Genomic DNA, 18,466 nt, shown 5'->3' on the forward strand with positions numbered 1-18,466 from the left:
GGGACATGTCCGGGAGGAACCGCTGGTCCTGGTCGCCGCGAGCCCTTTTTCCTCTTTCGAGTCATTTGCGTGGTTGTTCCATCGGATCAGAACTCTTTGGTTAGTTCATCTTCTTCGACGACGGGGATGTAACGCCGTTCGATTTTGCTGCGAACATCGACGTGCTGTGACACGGAGGTTGCGGCGAGGACCTGCTGGATCATTTTGAGCATGAACTGTTCCGGTTGGACATCCTCCGGGACGCGGTCGAGCTCCACCCTGACTGTGGGATCGTCAGGAGTCCAGTTGACGAGGGCGAGACCGGTAGCGGTGTAGCCGTTGGCGCCGCCGAGGTCGCGGAGCTTGCGCATCATGTCGACGGTCTTCTCAAATGCGTCGGGCTCTTCGGTGAGGATGCTCGCCCGCTGGACGAAAAAGAACCCGACGGCCGCTAGGGGGTAGCGGCTGCGGAGGTTGCCGGCGTCTCCATACGCTTCCTCGAACCGGTTGCTGAGGTTTTTCCCGAATGAGGAGAGCTGAGTCTTGGTGCTCAGGAGGAGTTCGGGGCCGCGGTCCCATCGGGCGATCGCGACGTCCACCTGCTTTTCGTAGGCCCGGCCGAGGATCTTCGCGTCGGTGGGCGCGACTGCCGGCATGGCTTGGAGTCGAAGTCGGAGGTCGTCCGCGATCGGCTTGGGGAGCTTGTCGAGCAGTACGGCCACGTCGCGGGGGAGGATCCGGGGGCGTGTGGCTCGGGGCCACACCTCGTCGGCGCCGAAGCCGGCGCGACGCAGTTCGTATGCGAGCCACGAGTCGACGGCGTTCGCGAGCGCTCCGCTGGTCCAGCTCATGCCCGCCGCGATCGGGATGCTGAGCAGGGCTTCGAACAGCGGGTAGTCCGGGCCGTAAGCGGGTGCCTCACCGCGCGCATGCAGCCAGGGGTCGGTGAGAGGGGCTGCGGCGAGGATGTCGTCGTAGGGGCTGAACGAGTCGGGCTTAGCCATCGGTGGGCTCCTGAGCACGGCCGCCGCTGCGACCGCGAACGGTCCGCCGGCTGGTGAGTGCAGCATGATCGGCCCGCAGCGCTGCCAGCTCGTTCATCGCAAGCGTGTCTCCGAAAAGGATCTGGTCGATGAGGGCGACGGCGCCAAGAAGGTCCCGGTTCCGGATCCGGCGCATCACCGGACCCTTCGCGGCGGTGAGAGCGTGACGGTGCTGCTCGAGGAGCGCGGGCGCGGGCATCAGCCATCGGTCTGCTTCGCGCGGTTCGATTTTCAGGATGCCGCCTCCGTAGGAGCGACCGACCAGCTCGGCGGACAGCAGTGTCATCGTGTTCAGGGACGCGACCGGAAGGACGTCGCGCGCGAGATCCCGGTACGCCTCGGTGAGGTAGACGCCGTGCACGCTGTTGAGGTGGCGAGCTCCGGCGCTGTTCGTCGTCAGCCGGGCGGTGTCTGCGTTCATGTAGGTGAGGAGGAGGTCCGGTGCCTTGAGGACGGGGACCTTCCACCACGGCTTGCGGACCCGGCACTTGTACGCCTCGTCGACGCCGGTCGCGTGCCCGAAAGCGATGTACTGCAGCGTTGCGGGCGCCGGGGTGCTGCTGGGGTAGAGCAGCCAGGTCGGCTCGCCGGCCTTGCCTAGCGTGGACATTGCGCGGTCGGTCAGCGCGAGGCCGCGCAGGTGAGCGCTTCCTGGAGGGCTGATTCGCAGTAGGTCCCGGCGAGGGATGCCGAGCTCGCGCACGCGCTGAGGGGGGAGAGCGAAGAATCTGTTCCCACCTGTGACCGCGCCGAGGGTGGTGTCCCCATACTCGGAGAGAGGGACGAACAGGCCTGCTGCTGTGAGGTGCTCGACCACGCTGGCGGTCGAGGGGGAGAGGGCCATCGGAGTCCAGCGGGCGGTCGTGTCTAGTGGCGCCCAGGAGGTGCCGACGTCGAGGGTGCTCAGGGACTGCGCGTTGCGCGTCTGTCGAAGCATCGCGCGACCGGCAGGCTGCTGCTTCCAACCGTCGGCTTTGACGAGCACTGTGTCCGCTTCTGCGTCCGGGAAGACCTGCTCGTCGAAGACGACGAGTTCGACGCTCGCGAAGTTTTCCAGCAGGAAGCGCCGGATTGGCCCTGCGTAGTTGACGCTCAACAGCTCTGCGGGCAGGACCAGGCCCAGACGACCTCCGGGCTTGAGGAAGCCGGCCGAGTGGGCAACGAACGCCGCCCAGCTCGACGCGAGTCCCGTCAGCGCGACGCCCTGCTGGAGTGCGGCAAAGCGGGCGCGGTCGCGCTGCTCACCGGTCCACTCCTGGTAGCGGATGAACGGAGGGTTCCCGATGATCGCGTCGTAGCTCGCAGCCGCTTCCACGAGGAAGAAGTCGCTTACCCGGATCTGTGCGTGACCGCCGGCGGCGGCCACGATCGATCGCGCAGCGTGTGCGCTGGGCGCGTGGATCTCGACGCCATCGACTCGCGGCGTTCCGAGACCCAGCGCCTTCAAGCGGCTGACGGCGGCTTGGAGGAAGGCGGCCTCTCCAGTGCTCGGCTCCAGCACGCGATCACCCGCGCCGCGGATTGCCCACTCCGCGAGGTGCTGCGTGATCCCGTTCGGCGTGAAGAACGCACCTCGCGCCTTCCGAGCTGTCGCCGGATCGAAGTTGAGAGCAGCGAGAGGATCGGAAGGCACGAGAACACACTATGTGCCAGTCCACTGACACGCGGCAGTGACCGAACAACCCTTCGGTCGTCGGATCGTCGCCCTCTTGGCCCACGTGGCCGGCCCCTCGGTGAGTCAGTTCACGACCGACTTCCGTCTCATTCAAGGCGATCGACACTCAGAGGCGCAATCAGGCGACATGCTGGTCAGCTCGCGCGGCCAGCGGTGCTCACTGCAGTGGCAGATCCAGAAGGCGACCGTTCGATCCCGCGGCGGTGACCGTGACGACCCCACCGGCGGGAGGCTCGACGGTTGCGAGGCCGTCCGAGTCGACCGTCAGCACGTAGCCGGCGACGACTGCTCGTAGATGACGGCCCTCCCGCACGACAGTGGCATCGCCTTCGCGGACGATCGCGGTGTCGAGGTACTGAATGGGTCGGGCTTGACCGCGCACCCACGGTTTAGCGGGATTTGGTCTGCCGATCAGGACAGCGAACTCGACCGAGACGTTGCCGTCGAAGAAGACGCGACCCTCGTCGTCTCGTTCAAAGCCGGAGGTGTCGTAAGCCGAGACGACCTGCTCCTTGAAGACTCCGACAATCACGTCGCCGTAGCGTGCGGCAGCCTCATCGGTAACGCCGGCCCACCAGCCGAGTGTCGCGTCATCCATGTCGCGCTCGCCGGTCAGGACATCTCGGTATGACTTCCGCAAGTTGACAACGATCATGATGACTCCTTCTTCGAACTAAGTACCGTCGAAGAAGCACGGTAGTGATCGGCCACCATCTAGTCAACTACTTTCGCTGATTAGGTGCGAAGATGGGTACATGGACGACGTGAGCAAGGTGTTTGCACTCGGTCTTCGCGCACTGGAGATCGCGTCTCAGCGTGTGAAGGGGGCCTGCGAGGGTGACGACATGGATGCGGCCGCCATCGATGCACACTTCGGCCTGCACGCGGTCTACGACCTTCATGAGGCGTACTTCAAGCCGACTGGACTTCGGGCAATCAAGGCTCAGGACGAGATCTACGAGAACACGGGTGGTGAGGCGGTCGGGGCGCTCGTCTTTGCCCGTGGAGGGCGGACGCACCAACTGATCACCTTCGCGACCAGAGGTGGTTGGGGAGATCTTCCCTACGGGATGGGTCCTTATGGCGGAGGCTGGCTGTGGGGCGACTTTGCATCGACGGAGCGTGCATTCGTCCAGCGGTCCGCGTGGTACCGGTCGCGTGTTCGCCATCGCTACCTGTGGACGCCGCTCGATGAGGCGTGGGCTTGGTTCTGTCAGAACCCACCGGGTGGGACAGCGGAGGGGGCCGAGGGGTCGGAACAAAACTGACGAGCGCGTCGAGCGCGTCGAGCGCGGAGGGCCGGCGGGCGCGGAGGGCCGGCGGGCGCGGAGGGCCGGCGGGCGCTGCGCAGTGCAGCGCCCTTGCCGGCATCCTCATCAACCTCCGTTGAGGAGGTTGTTCCACCATTCCTTCGCGGTGCCACTTGTGGCGCCACTGGCCGCGCCGCGGAGCAGTTGGCCGAAGAGGTAGCCCCCAAGGGCCGACTTCTTCTGCGCGTCGCGGATCGGTTCGATGGTGTTCGCCGGAGTGTCCTGGTCTGACGGATTCCCGCCGGCGGGAGTGCTGTCCTTCCTCTTGTCGTCGTCCTCGTTCGGACTGGTGGTGGTGGTGTTCATTGGGTCCCCCTTGGGGGTGGGGTTGAGCTGGGGAGAGCTACGCGAGGTGCGTAGATCCCTTTCCGGCTCGGGCCCTGTCGCCGAGGGGACGCTCTTCCGGGAGGAAGACGTTCGCAACTTCGGGCACGCTTTCGCGGAACCCCTCGACAAAACTGTGCAGGGCGACGCGGATGATGTCCGATCGCGAGACGTCGCGGTATCCCGCGCCTCTCGCGAACGCTTCGATCCGGTCGATCTCCTTGCGGAGGTCGGTCTCAATGCGGAAGCGCATCGGCTCCTCCAGTGGACCTGCCGGGGCTTGCATGCCCAGATCGGTCCAGAACTGGCTGGTCGTCGTCATCGAGATTCACCTCCAATCTGAATTTCCATCACTTTTCTCCTTTTCTCACGGATCGGTCCTTCCGATCACTAACCGCATCTCGAACGGAGTTGCGGGCAGGGGCCCTCGCTTACCTGTCGGGCGGGCACCTGCACATGTAGTCAACCACCACCGCGGCCGTTGTATTCCAGAAATGGCAAAGTCTCCCGGCCACTCCTCAGGTGACCACCTCGCAGATAGCGAGCTTGCCGGCAGCAGTGCTCGTACGGGAGCTGTCTATCGCCGCCTACCAAGCTCGAAAAGTATTAGCTTTCTGAGACATGGCCTTCGCGGTTGTCTCAAGGTTGGCCTTGGGCAGAACGGCGGAGGTCTCACCGTCTCGATAACGTGTCTCGCCGTATTTCGTCTCAACAGGGTGGTTGGAGGGGCTTTCCGAGTCAAAATGTGATCGTGAGGCTTCTCGGATATACGCGTGTGAGTACGTCAAGTCAGGATGCGCAGTTGCAAGTCGATGCGCTCGTCGCCGCCGGCGTGCAAAAGCGTGATGTGTTCGCGGACGTCACGTCCGGCAGCAAGACCGCGATCGAGCGGCGCGGGATGAAGAAGCTCCTCGAGCACGCCGAAGACGGGGACACCGTCGTCGTCTGGCGAGTCGACCGGCTCGGCCGATCCCTCATCGATGTCCTCAACACGGTGAACCTGCTGCGCGAGCGTGGCGTGCAGGTCCGGTCGATCTCCGACGGCATCGACCCGTCCACGTCGACCGGTCGGCTGATGCTGAACATGCTCGCCACGCTTGCCGAGTACGAGCGGGAGCTCATCGTCGAACGCGTCAACGCTGGCATCGCCGCTGCACGTGCGAATGGAACGCGCTTCGGCCGACCCCTCTCAGATCCTGTAGTGGTCGCGGACAAGCTCGCGATCGCCGCGGATGCGCGAGCGCGCGGTCGCACTGCCGAGGAAGCTGCTCGCCTTGTCGGGTGGAGTCGCGCGTCGCTGTATCGCCACCAGGCGGACGCCGCTCGGCGCTCAGCTGCTGGAGAGTAGTCACCGCTTCAGCAGGGAACCGCCAACGACCTGGGCATCCGACACAGCTGCGCCGATCTCGATGCGCTGGCCGGACTTCTCCGAGCGGTTGGATGAGATGAGGACACGGTCGGCGCGAACTCCACCCGTGCCGCCGTGTTGTGGGGCGATCGTGCTGCGCGAGCTGCGCGAGCTGCGCCGCTCTCCTGCGCAGGTGTCGGAGTGGTGTTCTTGTGGAGACGGGACCGGTGTCACGCGGTGAGTGCGTGGTCCTCGGACTCGTGCCGGTACCCGGGCTCGGGGAGGAGAGCGAGGCCTCGTCCGCTATTCGCTTCTTCCATGAGCGCGCGCACCCACGCCGGGTTGACGGCGGGCGTTCGGCTGCCGCGGAAGGTGAATTGGACGGGGATGCTGGGGTGGAGCCAGAGTGTGCGTCGACCGGTGCCGTGCGCGCTTGAAGCGTCGATGCGGAAGGCGAATGCTTCGTCGCGGCGGAACTTGTTGATGATCACGATCTGCAGATGCGCGAGCGCGCGGTCCTCGATCTCGTGGGAGGTTGCTGGAGTGCCGTAGAGGAGAGCGCCCATTGCGCGTGCCGCCGTTCTGTGCAGGTGACGCGGCTCGAGCCGCGTCAGGGAAGACCCGGCGTAGGAGCCGGGCACGAGACATCCGCGCACAGCTGCGAAGCGATGATGCGCGGGCGCGGACGGAGCGTGAAGCCGTACGCGGGTCGCGATCGGTGGGAAGAGCCGATCACTGGGATAGGCGACCGACGGGGCGATCGGTCGCGGAACGAAGGATCGGGGTTCGAGCAGGCTGGGGCGCTGCCCGAGAGAGCCGCCGAACGACGTCGACGCCCGCACTCTCCGGACGCGTTAAAGATACCGGGTGCATCTTCACTGCTCAATCCCGGTAGACCCCTCCTGCCGGGTCTCTCGGGGTAGCGAGTCGGGCCGTGCCGCGCATGATCAGCGCCCCTCGAGTGAAGCAAGGACGAGGAGTGGTCGAGGCGTCATTGTGACATCGCCGACGGAAGCCACCCTCCGACGCGGGGCCGCTCTAGGCTGATTCTGCAGCGTAGACCGCTTGTCGCGCTCCGCTGCCGCGGACCCCGCCATTCGCCCCGGTTGGCCGAGGGACCGCCGGCCGCCTCCGGCGCGAGTGCACCACACAGCCCCGCCGGGGCCGGCTGCCGGCGGTGACCAGGCGTTACAGGTTCAGCGCTCCCCGCCTCAGGGACAGTTGTGCGCAGATCGAGGTGGAGGTTCGGCTATCCATTGGTCGCCGGGTGGTGTTCTGGGCGTGATCGGCCCATGGAGTGGGACGATCCTTCTCGTGACCTGTCACCCGGCCGGCGGGGGAGGGGTGCTGTCTCTCGGAGTGGGGACGGGGCGTCGTCTGGTAATGACGTCCTGCGCCAGTACGGCGACATCGACGCCCGTGGCGCGAGCCTCGTCGAGGAGGAGTGTCAGTGCGGTGTCGACGGGAGTCTTGAGGATGAAGCTGACGAACCCGGCCGCCTGGTGGACGACGTTGGACCGCGTGGTCACCTCAGTCAGTGACCCTGTCGTCGACGGGGCTTCGTTGTGCTCGTGGTCACGCCCACTCATAGCGCTCCTCAAAGGTGAAGGAAGTCGGGTCGTCCTCGATCACCGGACGCTCCACCGGGACCCCGGCGGCCGCGATTCGGCGGCGGACCTCGGTCACGGCGGCGGCGGACGCCACGGTCAGAGCACCCTCATCCTCGATGTGAGGCGTGTCTGCGGCCGTGATCGAGACGAGCTCAGTGCCTGAGTGCAGGAGTAGTCGCGCTTCCAGTAAGCGGCCGTCTTCGGTCAGGACGGGGATCGACACCGCCTCCGGCCGCTGCCCGGGATGAAGCGCGGTCACCAGATCGAACAGCGCGTGACTCACCGTGTCCGGGGTGAGAAGACATCGAGACGCGTATGTCAGCTGCTGCATGCTCTCCATACTGAACAACCCAGGACTCAACAGAGGAGGGGGTTGCCAAGAGAGGGCGCGAGCGCCCAGCGGGCAGTCGTCTCCTCAATGGCCGCATGTCCACGGGTTATGGACGGCGGGCGTCCCGTAAAGGGATGGGTCTTCGGGCGTCTTTCGGTCCGCGGCGGGGCTATGAGCTGGCCGCAGGAGCGCGGCCATCATCGCGCTAGTTGATGATCCCTGCTGCGACGAGCTCGGTGCGTAGTTCGTCCTTCCAGTTCAGCCCCGGGTAAGAGATGTAGCTCAGCCCGTTCAGGTCAGACGGGCGTTCCACCGATGCGTCGAGGACGACGACGTTCTCGCGGCCGAGCTTGCCGATGAAGTAGCCGAGCTCAAGCACAACGTTCTGTCGAGCGCGCTTTGACGGTTCGTCTCCCGCCTGACGCGCCGCGACGGTCTGGCCGACGTCATCCGGAGTGAGGAGGACGATCACGTAGGACGCGTCGTCGCCGTAATCTTCGAACTTCTCGATGATGGTCCGCCCTCGCCCGGGCTCCTCCGCGAGCGATACCGGCATCATGTCGGCCTGGCGGTGGACGTACACACGAACGGAGTTCAGTGCTGCCTCGTCGTGACCGTGGACGATGAACAGCGATCGTCCGGCGCCAGACGGCGAGTCGCGAGTCCCGCTGCTAGTAGCGGGCGCGGCTGCGGCTGTCGGTAGAGATGTCGCGGTCGGCGCAACCGCCCAAGAAGCTGGCTCTGTCGGTCCGGAAGACGGCGGCGCAGCGGGCTGCCACTCGAACGGATCGGGGTCCTGGTTCACAGGCGCGGACTCCCATGGGGCCGGCTCTGGAGCGGCAAGGTCCGAGATTGCTTCAGTGGTCGGTGCGGTTTCGCTGCTGCTGGGGTTCGGGCGCCACTGCTCCGGAATTTCGGAGACATCGCGAGCAGCAAGGTACTCCTGGAACAACCGCTTGGTTCGGGCGGGCGCATTGGCCGCGATCCAAGCTGGAAGGTCCGGCATCGAGTCGGCCAGTAGGTCCATGCGCCCCTTCTCGCCGGGAGACTCGACACCCGCCTCCGCGAGAACCTGCCCGAGCACTTCGAGCGCCGCGTCCGGGTAATCGTCGTCTCCCCAGTCTTGCGAACGATAGAGCCGAGGGTGTCGAGAGAGGATGTCGGTCATGCCCGTCTCGCGGCCAAACTGACGCCAATTGCTCGCGTCCCACTTCTTCTCCGTGTACGCACCGGCGGCCAGCTGCAACGCATCCATCTGTGGCATGCGGGAAGTCTACGAGCGGCCCATCCGGCGAAGGTCCCGTTCGGGCGTGCCCCAACGGGTGTCCGATAGGGGATGGCCCAGCGGGCGTTCGGTAGGGGGTTCGTGTTCGGACGCTGCTTCGGTGTGATCTACGCTTCCGTCCCGAGCTCGCTGCTCGGTTACCGTGAGGCATGCCCAGACGACGCCCGCTCTCCCTGCTCGCGCTTGCGGCTGCCGCCTCCGCTCTCGCCGGCTGCTCGACATCCGCCGCAGGGGAGGTCGCGATGTGCATCGTCCGTCCCGCGGCCGACATCGTGCCCGCGGAGGGCGCTCTGTTCGGCGTGAATCTGGACTGGGGGGTGGAGTCGTTGAAGGAGTACAGCACCGCTCTGGGCGAGCGCCCTTCCGTCGCGGTGGCCTTCGCGGACCTGCCGCTGACGGACGGGGAGCGCGAGGAGGTTTACGCCGCGACGGAGCAGCTGCGAGTGAACGGCGGAACGCTCCTGCTCACCCTCGAGACGATCGAGGGGCTCGCCGCTGTCAACGATGACGTCGCGACGGACATCGCGCAGCTCGCCGCGTCGGTGAACGAGCAGGGCGTGCCGGTGATTGTGCGGTTCGCGCACGAGATGAACGGCTCCTGGTACGCGTGGGGGCAGCAGCCCGCCGCCTACATCGAGACGTTCCGCCGCGTCGCCGACGCCGTTCACTCGGGCGCTCCCGGTACCGCGATGATGTGGGCGCCGAACAGTGCCGAGGGTTACCCCTTCGCTGGCGGCGCCTTCGCCGCGCAGCCCGGCTCGGCGGACTTCGCTCTGCTGGACACGACCGGCGACGGAGTCCTCACCATCGAGGACGACCCCTACGCGCCCTACTATCCGGGCGATGACGCGGTCGACTGGGTGGGAATGTCGCTCTACCACTGGGGCTCCGCGCATCCGTGGGGCGAGAACGAGCTGCCCGAGGCCGGCAAGTTCGCCGCGCAGCTGACCGGCACCTACAACGGTGCAGCGGGCGACGAGACAGCCGCGCCGGACTTCTACCAGACCTACGGAGTCGAGCACGGAAAGCCGGTCGCGATCCCGGAGACCGCGGCGCTCGTCGTCCCGCGGGGCGACCCGGCGGGCGAACTCGCGATCAAGCAGGCCTGGTGGCGGCAGGTCCTCTCGAACGACACCGCGACGCGGTTCCCGAACATCCGGATGATCAACTGGTTCGAGTGGGACAAGTTCGAGCCCGAGGTGCAGGACGATGTCCACTGGTCCGTCCTCAACGACGACGCCACCCAGCAAGCGTTCCGCGCCGACCTCCCCGACGGACTCGTCTACTCCGACCTGTCCGAACGCTGCACCAACCCACCGCCTCCCGCCGAGTGAACGGAACCCCAGGACTGGGGCACCGTCACTGGGGTCGTGAGGCACAAGCCGCTCAACGCGGTGTTCGTCAAGGGACCGAGTCGCCGGCGGCGCTCTGAATACAATCCGGTACTGACGGAGCGGTCATGTGTGAGCCAGGGGAACGCGCGACACCGACAAGCTCCGCCAGTGCGGCGAGGGGTGCATCGTTCGGGTCGGTGCACCCCTCGCCGACGTCTGACTGCAGCTTGCAACCAAACGCCAGACGATCAGTTGACAGGGATCACCGATCGAGCCGCGCACAGCCTACCCAGTCACTAGAGGGTCTAACTAAGCCCCTCTAAGGGTGGGGCGACCTCCCCACGCTCCGCCGATTCGGGATCATCTGGCTCATCGGCAACGGCGTCTCCGTCGTCGCGGTCGGCACTGCCCTCGTGCAGATGCTCCGCTGGCGCAGCCGCATCCTTCCTCGCAAGTCAATCGCCCTCCGGTGGCCGTCCCGCAAGAGAATCGCCCTCCGGTGGTCGTCCCGTAAGGGGATCGTCGTCCGCTCCACATCGGCGAGCGGAACGCCTCGCGTGCCGACGCTGGCGTTCGTGTCCCGTATGACCCGCCCGATGAAATGCCCGGGGATGGGGCGACTATCGGGACGCCTGAACCGTCGATCAGGGAACGGTGATGTACGGTCGCCCGCCGAGGCTACGGCGCCATTACTGACATAAGGTAGATTATCGGAGAAAAGCTCAGCTCTTCTCGATGCTTGTACTGCCGCTATCGCCGATCACGAGTGTCGCGAAGGTGCCTTGCGGAACACAGCTCGCGGACGCGGGCCGTGAGACGCGACTCGCCGGTGACCTGGTGCCGGCATCCGTTGTCACGTCGACGTTCGTTCATGGGAGAGCAAGTGAACGCGCTCGCGAAGCGCTGTCGCCGGGCTGAAGGGGTTAGGACAGGAGGATGATCGGAGCATGATGATCGAGGTTCTCCACATCGACGACTGCCCGAACTGGAAGGACGTCGGCCCTCGCCTGGAGGAGGCGCTGGCGACCACCGGCCACTCCGACGTCCCTGTCACCTACCGACTGCTGGCGACATCGGAGGATGCGGCCGACGTCGCCTTCGCGGGTTCCCCGACGATCACCTTCGACGGGGAAGACCTGTTCCCGTCGGCAGGGCGGACCACGGATCTCGCCTGTCGGATCTACTTCACGCCGGACGGGCTGGCGGGTCTTCCGACGACGGAGCAGCTCGTGGAAGCGATCTCTTCCCGTGAACCCTGATTTCTGCGTCACCTGCTCCTGCTGCGGGAGGGATCGGCGTCGACGTCAGGTTCACGCACTCAATAATGGCGCTGCATACGTGTGCCGGCGGTGCGGGCTCTGGATCGCGCTGCGCCCGGGCGGCGATCACCCGCGCGTCCCCTCATCGTCTCGGCGCTGACACGCCGGCACTCGACGCCGGTCACGTCGTTCGGGTTGCTCTCAGCCCGATCCGGGTGCGGCCGCGAGGTTTGAGGACGGACAAGGCGGTGATGACCACGAGGACGATCGCGCCGCCGGCGGTCGCGACGACCAGTTGCGTGCGGGTTCCCTCGAGCGTGGAGGGGATGAGCCCGTGGCGGGCGGCGAGGGACATCGTCTCGATGAGGCGCGTGTGCAGCAGGAGGACAGCGGTCGCGAGGACGCTCAGCCACAGCTTGATCGCCACCCAGTAGTGGCGCACGAGACCCCAGTGCGTTCCGAGGCCTTGCAGGATTCCGGTGGCGAGGGATGCGAGGGCGAGCGGAATGATGACGAACGTTCCCAGCGGATCTAGCGCCAGGTACGCGCTTCGGACCGTGAAGGGATCGCTGCTGGTCGCTCCGACGATCGCGATCGCGAGGAACGCGCCCACCGCACCGAACCAGCCCACGGACACCAGCACGTGGACGGTGAGAGCGACGCGACGAGCTCGCGGGCCGAGCATCATCAGTGGTTCATCATCTGAGCTCCGCCACCAGTGAGCAGGTGTACGGCGATGAAGATGATCCCCAGTACGGCGACGACGAGCGAGAAGACCTTCACCCACACGGGACGCGGCGGTGGTGGCGTGCCAGTGGGGTCGGAATCGGTCATGCTCACAGCCTAAGCATCGGCCCAGAGCGTCGCGCTATGCCGCGGCTGGCGGGACGGGTGCCGCTACTGCTCGTCGGCATTCTTCTGCTGCGCTTGCGCTTCTTCGAGGTCGAGCTGCCGGGACACGATCTCCCGGTAGGTGGTTCGTCGGACGCGCCGGATCATGTCAACGGACAGCAGGACGGCGGCGGCTGCGACGAGGAAGGTCAGCAGGAAGCCGAAGAGGCCTGGGGTCACGGTGTCCTGGTTGAACGGCGCGGGGGTGGGGGTCGCCGGGGACGGCGGCGTGGTGGCGAGTTGAGTGAGGAGTTCCAAGAGCATCAGCGTGGTCCGTTCGGTGGGTGAGCAGGTCGTCGGTCAGGCCGGATCCGCGAGGTGCAGCGTCGCGGCGAGTGTTTCCGGGGGCGTGTTCTGGGGCGGCGGGACCGTGCGCGGACGGTGGATATCCACGGGGCGGGAGTGTTGAGGGGTCCGCTGCTCTGGGAATGAATGAGCCGTCACACCCGTTGTCCAGATACCCCGGGGGGGTATACGGTTCGGTGAGGTCGGTTCAGGCCGGAAGGAGTCACGATGGTCAAGCACGAGGGGCATTCGAGCGGGCACGGTGAGCATCACGGTGCGGAGTCGGTGCCGGCGTCGTCCGAGCACAGTGGCCACGCGATGCCGGGGGATCACGGGTCGCACGGTCAGGCCGTGAGCACGGCTCCGGATGGTCACGCCGGTCACCCGGTCAGCAGCGAGCACGGTGACCCTGCCGGTCACCCGGGCCACGGCGAGCACGACAGCCACGCAGAGCACCACGACCACGGAGGTCACGGGGGTCACGGCGGTCATGGTGATCACGTGGGCCAGTTCCGGCGTCTGTTCTGGATCATGTTGGTCTTCGCGGTGCCGGTCGTGGGTTTCAGCGGCATGTTCGCGATGATCCTGGGCTACCCGCTGCCGGAGGCGTCGTGGGTCGCGTGGATCTCGCCCGTGCTCGGCACGGTCATGTACGTATGGGGCGGGCGGCCGTTCCTGCAAGGTGGAGTGTCGGAGCTGCGCTCGAGGACGCCGGGGATGATGCTGCTGATCGCGTTGGCGATCACGGTCGCGTTCCTCGCGTCGTGGGGTGCGAGCCTGGGGCTGCTGGATCACGAGCTCGATTTCTGGTGGGAGCTCGCGCTGCTGATCGTGATCATGCTGCTCGGGCACTGGATCGAGATGCGCTCCCTCGCGCAGACGTCCTCGGCTCTGGATTCTCTGGCGGCGCTGCTGCCGGATGAGGCGGAGCGGGTGCGCGAGAGCGGCGTGGAGAAGGTGTCTCCTGCGGATCTGGTGCAGGGCGACGTCGTGATCGTGCGTCCCGGCGGCCGGGTGCCGGCGGATGGCCGAGTGATCGAGGGCACCGCTGATGTGGACGAGTCGATGATCACCGGGGAGTCCCGGGCTGTCAGTCGTGGGCCGGGGGCGATGGTCGTCGCCGGCACGGTCGCCACGGACACGGCGCTGCGGGTGGAGGTGACGGCGGTCGGGGATGACACCGCTCTCGCCGGCATCCAGCGCCTGGTCACCGAGGCGCAGAACTCGTCCTCGAGGGCGCAGCGCATCGCGGATGTCGCGGCGGGGTGGCTGTTCTGGTTCGCGTTGGGCGCCGGGGTGATCACCGCGATCGTGTGGTCGCTGCTGGGCAGCCCTGATGAGGCGGTGATCCGCACGATCACGGTCCTGGTGATCGCGTGCCCGCACGCGCTGGGACTCGCGATTCCGCTGGTGGTGTCCATCGCGACCGAGCGCGCCGCGAAGGGCGGCGTGCTCGTGAAGGACCGCCTGGCGTTGGAGAGCATGCGGACGGTGACCACGGTCCTGTTCGATAAGACCGGCACCCTCACCAAGGGGGAGCCGACACTGACCGCCGTGCACACCGTCGAGGGTGTGGGCGAGGAGGAGCTGCTCGCGGTCGCCGCGGCGGTGGAGGCGGACAGTGAGCACCCGCTGGCGCGGGCGATCGTGAGCGCGGCGAGCAGCCGTGGCGTGCGGGTGCCGGCGGCGACCGGGTTCGAGGCGTCGACCGCTGTGGGTGTCACCGCGCACGTGGAAGGGCGGCCGGTGAGTGTGGGCGGTCCGTCGATGCTTCGTGCGCACGACGCGGCGCCGCTTGAGCAGACGCGGGCGTGGGAAGCGGAGGGGATGATCATCCTGCACGTGCTCCAAGAGGGCCGGGTCATCGGGGCGTTGGGGCTCGCGGATGAGGTGCGGGAGGAGTCCCGGCAGGCCGTGGACGCGTTGCACGCGATCGGCGTGCAGGTGGTCATGATCACCGGCGATGCCGAAGCGGTCGCGAACACGGTCGGCAGCGAGCTCGGCATCGATCGGGTGTTCGCGGGGGTGAAGCCGGAGGACAAGGCCGCGAAGGTGATCGAGCTGCAGAAGGAGGGTCGGCGGGTCGCGATGGTCGGTGATGGCGTCAACGACGCGCCCGCTCTCGCGCAGGCCGACGTGGGGATCGCGATCGGTGCGGGCACCGATGTCGCGATCGCGTCCGCCGGGGTGATCCTGGCGTCCGATGATCCCCGGTCGGTGCTGTCGGTGATCGAGCTGTCTCGGGCGAGCTTCCGGAAGATGAAGCAGAACCTGTGGTGGGCGGCCGGCTACAACCTGCTCTCCGTCCCGCTGGCCGCGGGAGTGCTGGCCCCGATCGGGTTCGTGCTGCCGATGTCGGTGGGGGCGCTGCTGATGTCGGCGTCCACGGTCGTCGTCGCCGTGAACGCGCAACTGCTGCGCCGTCTGGATCTGTCCCCGCAGGCCAGCACTCGCGCCGCGCGCGAGCGCGGCACCAGCCCGGTCTCTCACGAGGAGGGCCGCAGCACCGTCCAGGTGCGCCCGTAGTCGCCGGAGGCGACCACTCCGCGCTCGTCGGCGACGAGGACCCACCGTTTTTCGCCGTCGACGAGCGCGAACGCCTCCGGCGTCCCCTCGACTTGCCCGTGGCTTTGCCAGGAGCCCTCGAGAGTCCCCGTCCACAGGATCCCGTCGACGTCGACGCCCACCAGCTCCCCGCCGGCACTGCTGTCCACGAGGAACAGGGCGGGCGCGCCGGGAACGGGCCGGAACGTGACCGCCGCGTCGTCGCTGACCTGCAAGCCGGTCTCGGTGGTCGCGAACACCCGGTCGGGGCGCTCCGGATCCGCGGTCAGATCCCGCAGCGGCAGCTGTGCGGCCGGGATCCAGGCGGCGCCGGAGTCGTCGCTTCGGAGGATGACGCCGCCGGTCGCGTCGTACCCGTAGACGCGGGTGGCCGTGTCGGTGAGGGCGACGGTCGCGAGGTCGTGGAAGTCCGTCGTCCCGCTGAGGGACAGCGGCTCCCAGGTCGAGGCCGCGTCGGTGCTGCGGATCAGGCCCAGGTTCGGTCCCGGCGCTGACTTCTCGGCGGGGTCGGGATGGCCGGAGGCGTAGAACACGCCCTCCGGGGTGATCGTGAACCCCATCGTGTCCTGCGCCCGCCCACCGATCGGCCCCGCGTCCGCCGCGTCCGCCGCGTCCGCCGCAGCGTCCGCCGCAGCGTCCGCCGCAGCGTCCGCCGTAACGGATGCGGGGTAGGTGTTGGGGAGGGTGTCGGTGGGGATCACCCACACTCCCGAGTGCGCGGCCGCGTAGGTGAGCCCGGTCGCCGGGTCCCAGCCCAGCCCGTGCACGTGCTCCAGCTCGTCCGGCGTGGACACGAGCTCGCCCGTCTCCACACGCTCTGACGAAGCGCAGCCGTTGAGTAGCGCCACCGTCACCGCGGCGCCGACGATGACGGCGAGAGGGCGAGGGTGGTGCGGGTGTTCAGCCAAGGGTGACTCCTCGGGCGCTCATGAACGGTTCGGGGTCGACGCGGGCGCCGTTGATGCGGGTCTCGTAGTGGAGGTGGCAGCCGGAGGACGCGCCGGTGGAGCCGACGAGGGCGATGCTCTGTCCGGCGGTGACGCTCTGCCCGACGGAGACGAGGTTGGTGCTGTTGTGGGCGTAGCCGGTCTGGATGCCATTCCCGTGATCCAGGAGCACCCAGTTGCCGTAGGAGCCCAGCGGCCCGGAGTAGGCGACGGTCCCGGCGGACGCGGCGGAGATGGGGACTCCGCAGCCGGCCGCGAGGTCGGTGCCGTAGTGGAAGGATCCGACTCCGGCGACGGGCTTGTTCGGGCGCGGCCCGAACGCGGAACTGATCCACCCCGACACCGGCCTCACCCACCCCGACCCTGACGGCACCGGCGCCGATCCGCCTGCGGGAGGGGCGGCGGGGCGGGAGGGGGCGCTTCCGCCGGACACGGGCGCGGGCGCTGTGCGGACGGCAGTGGCCGCGGCTTGCGCGGCGCGGGCGGCGGCGGCTTGCGCGGCCTGCGAGGCCGCGGCCGCTTCGGCTGCACGCCGGGCGTCCTCGCCGCGCTGATAGTCGGCCTCGGTCGCTTCGCGGTCCTCGGTGAGGACGCTGAGCTGCGCCTGCAATGTCGCCGCGTTCACCGCCTGCTCGTCGCGGCGCTGCTGCACCGCGTCGCTGGCCGCGATCGCGTCGGCCAACGCGTTCTGCGACGCGCTCGCCAGCTCGCCCAGCTCCGCTGTCGCGACGTCCGCCTGCTCGGTGAGCGATTGGGCGGTGTTCGCGTCCGCGGTCGCCGTCGCGTAGATCGTGTCCGTCGTCTCGGCCAGTTTGCTCATCGTCGAGAGCTGGTTCAGGAGGCTGCTGCTGTCCTTCCCGGTCAGCAGCGACAGGGTGAGGTTCGAGCCGGCGGTGCGGGACAGGGACGCGGCGAGACGGCCCGCCTGCACCTGCGACGTGTCCGCGCGGACGGTGGCGGCGTCCGCCTGCTCCTGCAACGTCGCCGCGCGGTGATTCGCCCGGTCGTAGGCGCCCTGAGCTCGCTCGTACGCTTCGCCGCGCTGCTGCTGCTCCCGCTGCGCCGCGGCGACCTCCGCCTCCAGACCTTGCAGCAGGCCGGTCAGCTCGGTGATCTGCGCTTGCGTGCTCGCCTCGCTCGCGCGAGCGCTCTGCACCTGCTCCCAACTCGGGTACTCCGCCGCCTGCGAGGCCGGCGCGCTGAGGAACAGGGATGCGATGACGGCGAACACGAGCACCGCCGCAGCGCCTACCCGGCGTGCGGGCGTGGTGCGCGGCTCAGCCAAGACCGACACCCAGATCGCTCATGAACCCTTCCGGGTCCACGGGGCTGCCGTCGACGCGGGTCTCGAAGTGCAGGTGGCAGCCGGACGAGGCCCCGGTGGAGCCCACAAGCGCGATGAGGTCGCCGACGGCGACCGTGTCGCCCACGTCCACGAGCAGGTCACTGTTGTGCGCGTAGCCCGTCTCGATGCCGCCGCTGCTCTCCAGCAAGATCCAGTTGCCGTAGCTGCCGGCGTACCCGGCTTCCTCGACGGTGCCGCCGGTCGCGGCGACCACGGGGGTACCGCAGGGGGCGGCGAGGTCGGTGCCCTTGTGGAACGCGCTCACCCCTGCGACCGGGGCATCCGGGCGCGGACCGAACGTGCTCGAGATGCGGCCCGCGACCGGCACCCGCCAGGCGGCAGCCGCGATACCGCTGTCCTCGATGGACGCGGCGGAGTCCTCTGATGCGTCGTCCACGAGTTCGGTGGCGACGGCGGCGGTCACCAGCACCTCGGGTTTGGCTTCCGCGCCGAACGCGTCCCGGGTGACGGTGAGCTGCACGGCGCCGGCCGCGACGAACGTCTGCGGCTGCACCTCGCTCGCGGCGGTAAGGGCCGCGGTCGTGGTCGGGGTGCCCTCGACGGCGAACGCGGGCATGGAGGAGGTCACCGCGATCATCGTGACGAGAGTCATCGCGGACACCCCGGCCAGACGCGGCCGCATCGTGGCCGTGCCCGGCGGGAGCGGTCGCGGGCGGGCCGCGGCGCGCGCGGCCTGCTGCATCGCGTGCGCTTCCGCGCGGGAGGGCGCCGTGTACGTCACCCGGCGTCCGAGCGTCAGCGCAGCCTGCCGCGGGGACATCTCGCGGGTGCGGGTTCGGGTGCGGTGCAGGTCACGGCGGCGCGGGTCACTCATCGACGCGGCGTTCACCGGGCAGCTCCCGACCGAAGCGGACGGGGGTGAAGAGGGGTGTGGTGCATGGGGAACGTTTCTGGTTCGAGCGCCCTCGACGGGC

At 67.9% G+C, this 18,466-nt stretch carries 20 protein-coding genes; 5 read left to right on the plus strand and 15 right to left on the minus strand.

The annotated features are described in order from the left end of the window. Positions 1-86: 86 nt before the first annotated feature. From AC0CID_RS20015 to AC0CID_RS20025, 3 genes are all read right to left on the minus strand, one after another. Complete coding sequence (locus tag AC0CID_RS20015) at positions 87-983, minus strand: hypothetical protein (protein WP_465228292.1); 897 nt, start codon at positions 981-983, stop codon at positions 87-89. Further along, on the minus strand, positions 976-2,655 hold the full coding sequence (locus AC0CID_RS20020) for an HsdM family class I SAM-dependent methyltransferase (RefSeq protein WP_465228293.1): 1,680 nt from the start codon (positions 2,653-2,655) through the stop codon (positions 976-978). The genes AC0CID_RS20015 and AC0CID_RS20020 overlap by 8 nt, the downstream gene beginning before the upstream one ends. Positions 2,656-2,854: 199 nt before the next feature. Beyond that, on the minus strand, positions 2,855-3,352 hold the full coding sequence (locus AC0CID_RS20025; protein WP_465228294.1) for a hypothetical protein: 498 nt from the start codon (positions 3,350-3,352) through the stop codon (positions 2,855-2,857). A gap of 100 nt (positions 3,353-3,452) precedes the next feature. Between AC0CID_RS20025 and AC0CID_RS20030 the strand changes: the two genes are divergently transcribed. After that, on the plus strand, positions 3,453-3,965 hold the full coding sequence (locus tag AC0CID_RS20030) for a hypothetical protein (protein ID WP_465228295.1): 513 nt from the start codon (positions 3,453-3,455) through the stop codon (positions 3,963-3,965). Positions 3,966-4,073: 108 nt separating this feature from the next. On the opposite strand, the gene AC0CID_RS20035 is transcribed toward AC0CID_RS20030, so the two are convergent. Next, positions 4,074-4,313 (minus strand): hypothetical protein, encoded by a 240-nt coding sequence (locus AC0CID_RS20035; protein WP_465228296.1) that lies wholly within the window; start codon positions 4,311-4,313, stop codon positions 4,074-4,076. Positions 4,314-4,350: 37 nt separating this feature from the next. Next, positions 4,351-4,653, minus strand: coding sequence for a hypothetical protein (locus tag AC0CID_RS20040; protein ID WP_465228297.1), 303 nt, complete (start codon positions 4,651-4,653; stop codon positions 4,351-4,353). A gap of 429 nt (positions 4,654-5,082) precedes the next feature. On the opposite strand from AC0CID_RS20040, the gene AC0CID_RS20045 reads away from it, so the two are divergent. Then, positions 5,083-5,679, plus strand: coding sequence for a recombinase family protein (locus AC0CID_RS20045; RefSeq protein WP_465228298.1), 597 nt, complete (start codon positions 5,083-5,085; stop codon positions 5,677-5,679). A 230-nt stretch (positions 5,680-5,909) separates the two neighbouring features. On the opposite strand, the gene AC0CID_RS20050 is transcribed toward AC0CID_RS20045, so the two are convergent. The 4 genes from AC0CID_RS20050 to AC0CID_RS20065 form a co-directional block, all read right to left on the minus strand. Next, positions 5,910-6,245, minus strand: coding sequence for a DUF7882 family protein (locus AC0CID_RS20050; RefSeq protein WP_465228299.1), 336 nt, complete (start codon positions 6,243-6,245; stop codon positions 5,910-5,912). 756 nt (positions 6,246-7,001) lie between these two features. Then, the gene (locus AC0CID_RS20055; protein WP_465228300.1) at positions 7,002-7,208 is read right to left on the minus strand and encodes a hypothetical protein; all 207 of its coding nucleotides are present in this window, start codon (positions 7,206-7,208) and stop codon (positions 7,002-7,004) included. Positions 7,209-7,254: 46 nt separating this feature from the next. Continuing rightward, positions 7,255-7,620: a hypothetical protein gene (locus tag AC0CID_RS20060; protein WP_465228301.1), complete on the minus strand. Its 366-nt coding sequence runs from the start codon at positions 7,618-7,620 to the stop codon at positions 7,255-7,257. 205 nt (positions 7,621-7,825) lie between these two features. Further along, positions 7,826-8,884 carry a TIR domain-containing protein gene (locus tag AC0CID_RS20065; RefSeq protein WP_465228302.1) on the minus strand — a complete coding sequence of 353 codons (1,059 nt, stop codon included), beginning with the start codon at positions 8,882-8,884 and terminating at the stop codon, positions 7,826-7,828. Between the two features lie 170 nt (positions 8,885-9,054). Between AC0CID_RS20065 and AC0CID_RS20070 the strand changes: the two genes are divergently transcribed. Both AC0CID_RS20070 and AC0CID_RS20075 read left to right on the plus strand, forming a co-directional pair. Then, positions 9,055-10,239, plus strand: coding sequence for a glycoside hydrolase family 26 protein (locus tag AC0CID_RS20070; protein WP_465228303.1), 1,185 nt, complete (start codon positions 9,055-9,057; stop codon positions 10,237-10,239). A 947-nt stretch (positions 10,240-11,186) separates the two neighbouring features. Continuing rightward, positions 11,187-11,498: a thioredoxin family protein gene (locus AC0CID_RS20075; RefSeq protein ID WP_465228304.1), complete on the plus strand. Its 312-nt coding sequence runs from the start codon at positions 11,187-11,189 to the stop codon at positions 11,496-11,498. 181 nt (positions 11,499-11,679) lie between these two features. On the opposite strand, the gene AC0CID_RS20080 is transcribed toward AC0CID_RS20075, so the two are convergent. The 3 genes from AC0CID_RS20080 to AC0CID_RS20090 all read right to left on the minus strand — a co-directional run bounded on the left by AC0CID_RS20080 (position 11,680) and on the right by AC0CID_RS20090 (position 12,653). Next, positions 11,680-12,186 carry a DUF2269 domain-containing protein gene (locus tag AC0CID_RS20080; protein WP_465228305.1) on the minus strand — a complete coding sequence of 169 codons (507 nt, stop codon included), beginning with the start codon at positions 12,184-12,186 and terminating at the stop codon, positions 11,680-11,682. Then, positions 12,186-12,332, minus strand: a complete 147-nt coding sequence (locus AC0CID_RS20085; protein ID WP_230674267.1) for a hypothetical protein — start codon at positions 12,330-12,332, stop codon at positions 12,186-12,188. Before AC0CID_RS20085 ends, AC0CID_RS20080 begins: the two co-directional genes overlap by 1 nt. A 63-nt stretch (positions 12,333-12,395) precedes the next feature. Then, positions 12,396-12,653, minus strand: coding sequence for a hypothetical protein (locus AC0CID_RS20090; RefSeq protein ID WP_465228306.1), 258 nt, complete (start codon positions 12,651-12,653; stop codon positions 12,396-12,398). A gap of 249 nt (positions 12,654-12,902) precedes the next feature. On the opposite strand from AC0CID_RS20090, the gene AC0CID_RS20095 reads away from it, so the two are divergent. Continuing rightward, positions 12,903-15,200 carry a heavy metal translocating P-type ATPase gene (locus AC0CID_RS20095; RefSeq protein WP_465228307.1) on the plus strand — a complete coding sequence of 766 codons (2,298 nt, stop codon included), beginning with the start codon at positions 12,903-12,905 and terminating at the stop codon, positions 15,198-15,200. Here AC0CID_RS20095 and AC0CID_RS20100 read toward each other — a convergent pair. The 3 genes from AC0CID_RS20100 to AC0CID_RS20110 all read right to left on the minus strand — a co-directional run. After that, positions 15,161-16,147 carry a F510_1955 family glycosylhydrolase gene (locus AC0CID_RS20100; protein WP_465228308.1) on the minus strand — a complete coding sequence of 329 codons (987 nt, stop codon included), beginning with the start codon at positions 16,145-16,147 and terminating at the stop codon, positions 15,161-15,163. The genes AC0CID_RS20095 and AC0CID_RS20100 overlap by 40 nt on opposite strands. Beyond that, on the minus strand, positions 16,140-17,423 hold the full coding sequence (locus AC0CID_RS20105; RefSeq protein ID WP_465228309.1) for a peptidoglycan DD-metalloendopeptidase family protein: 1,284 nt from the start codon (positions 17,421-17,423) through the stop codon (positions 16,140-16,142). Before AC0CID_RS20105 ends, AC0CID_RS20100 begins: the two co-directional genes overlap by 8 nt. Positions 17,424-17,463: 40 nt before the next feature. Beyond that, a partial coding sequence (locus AC0CID_RS20110) for a M23 family metallopeptidase (protein ID WP_465228310.1) occupies positions 17,464-18,466 on the minus strand: 1,003 nt, incomplete at its 5' end.

The organism is Rathayibacter sp. AC451 (genome assembly GCF_979253095.1).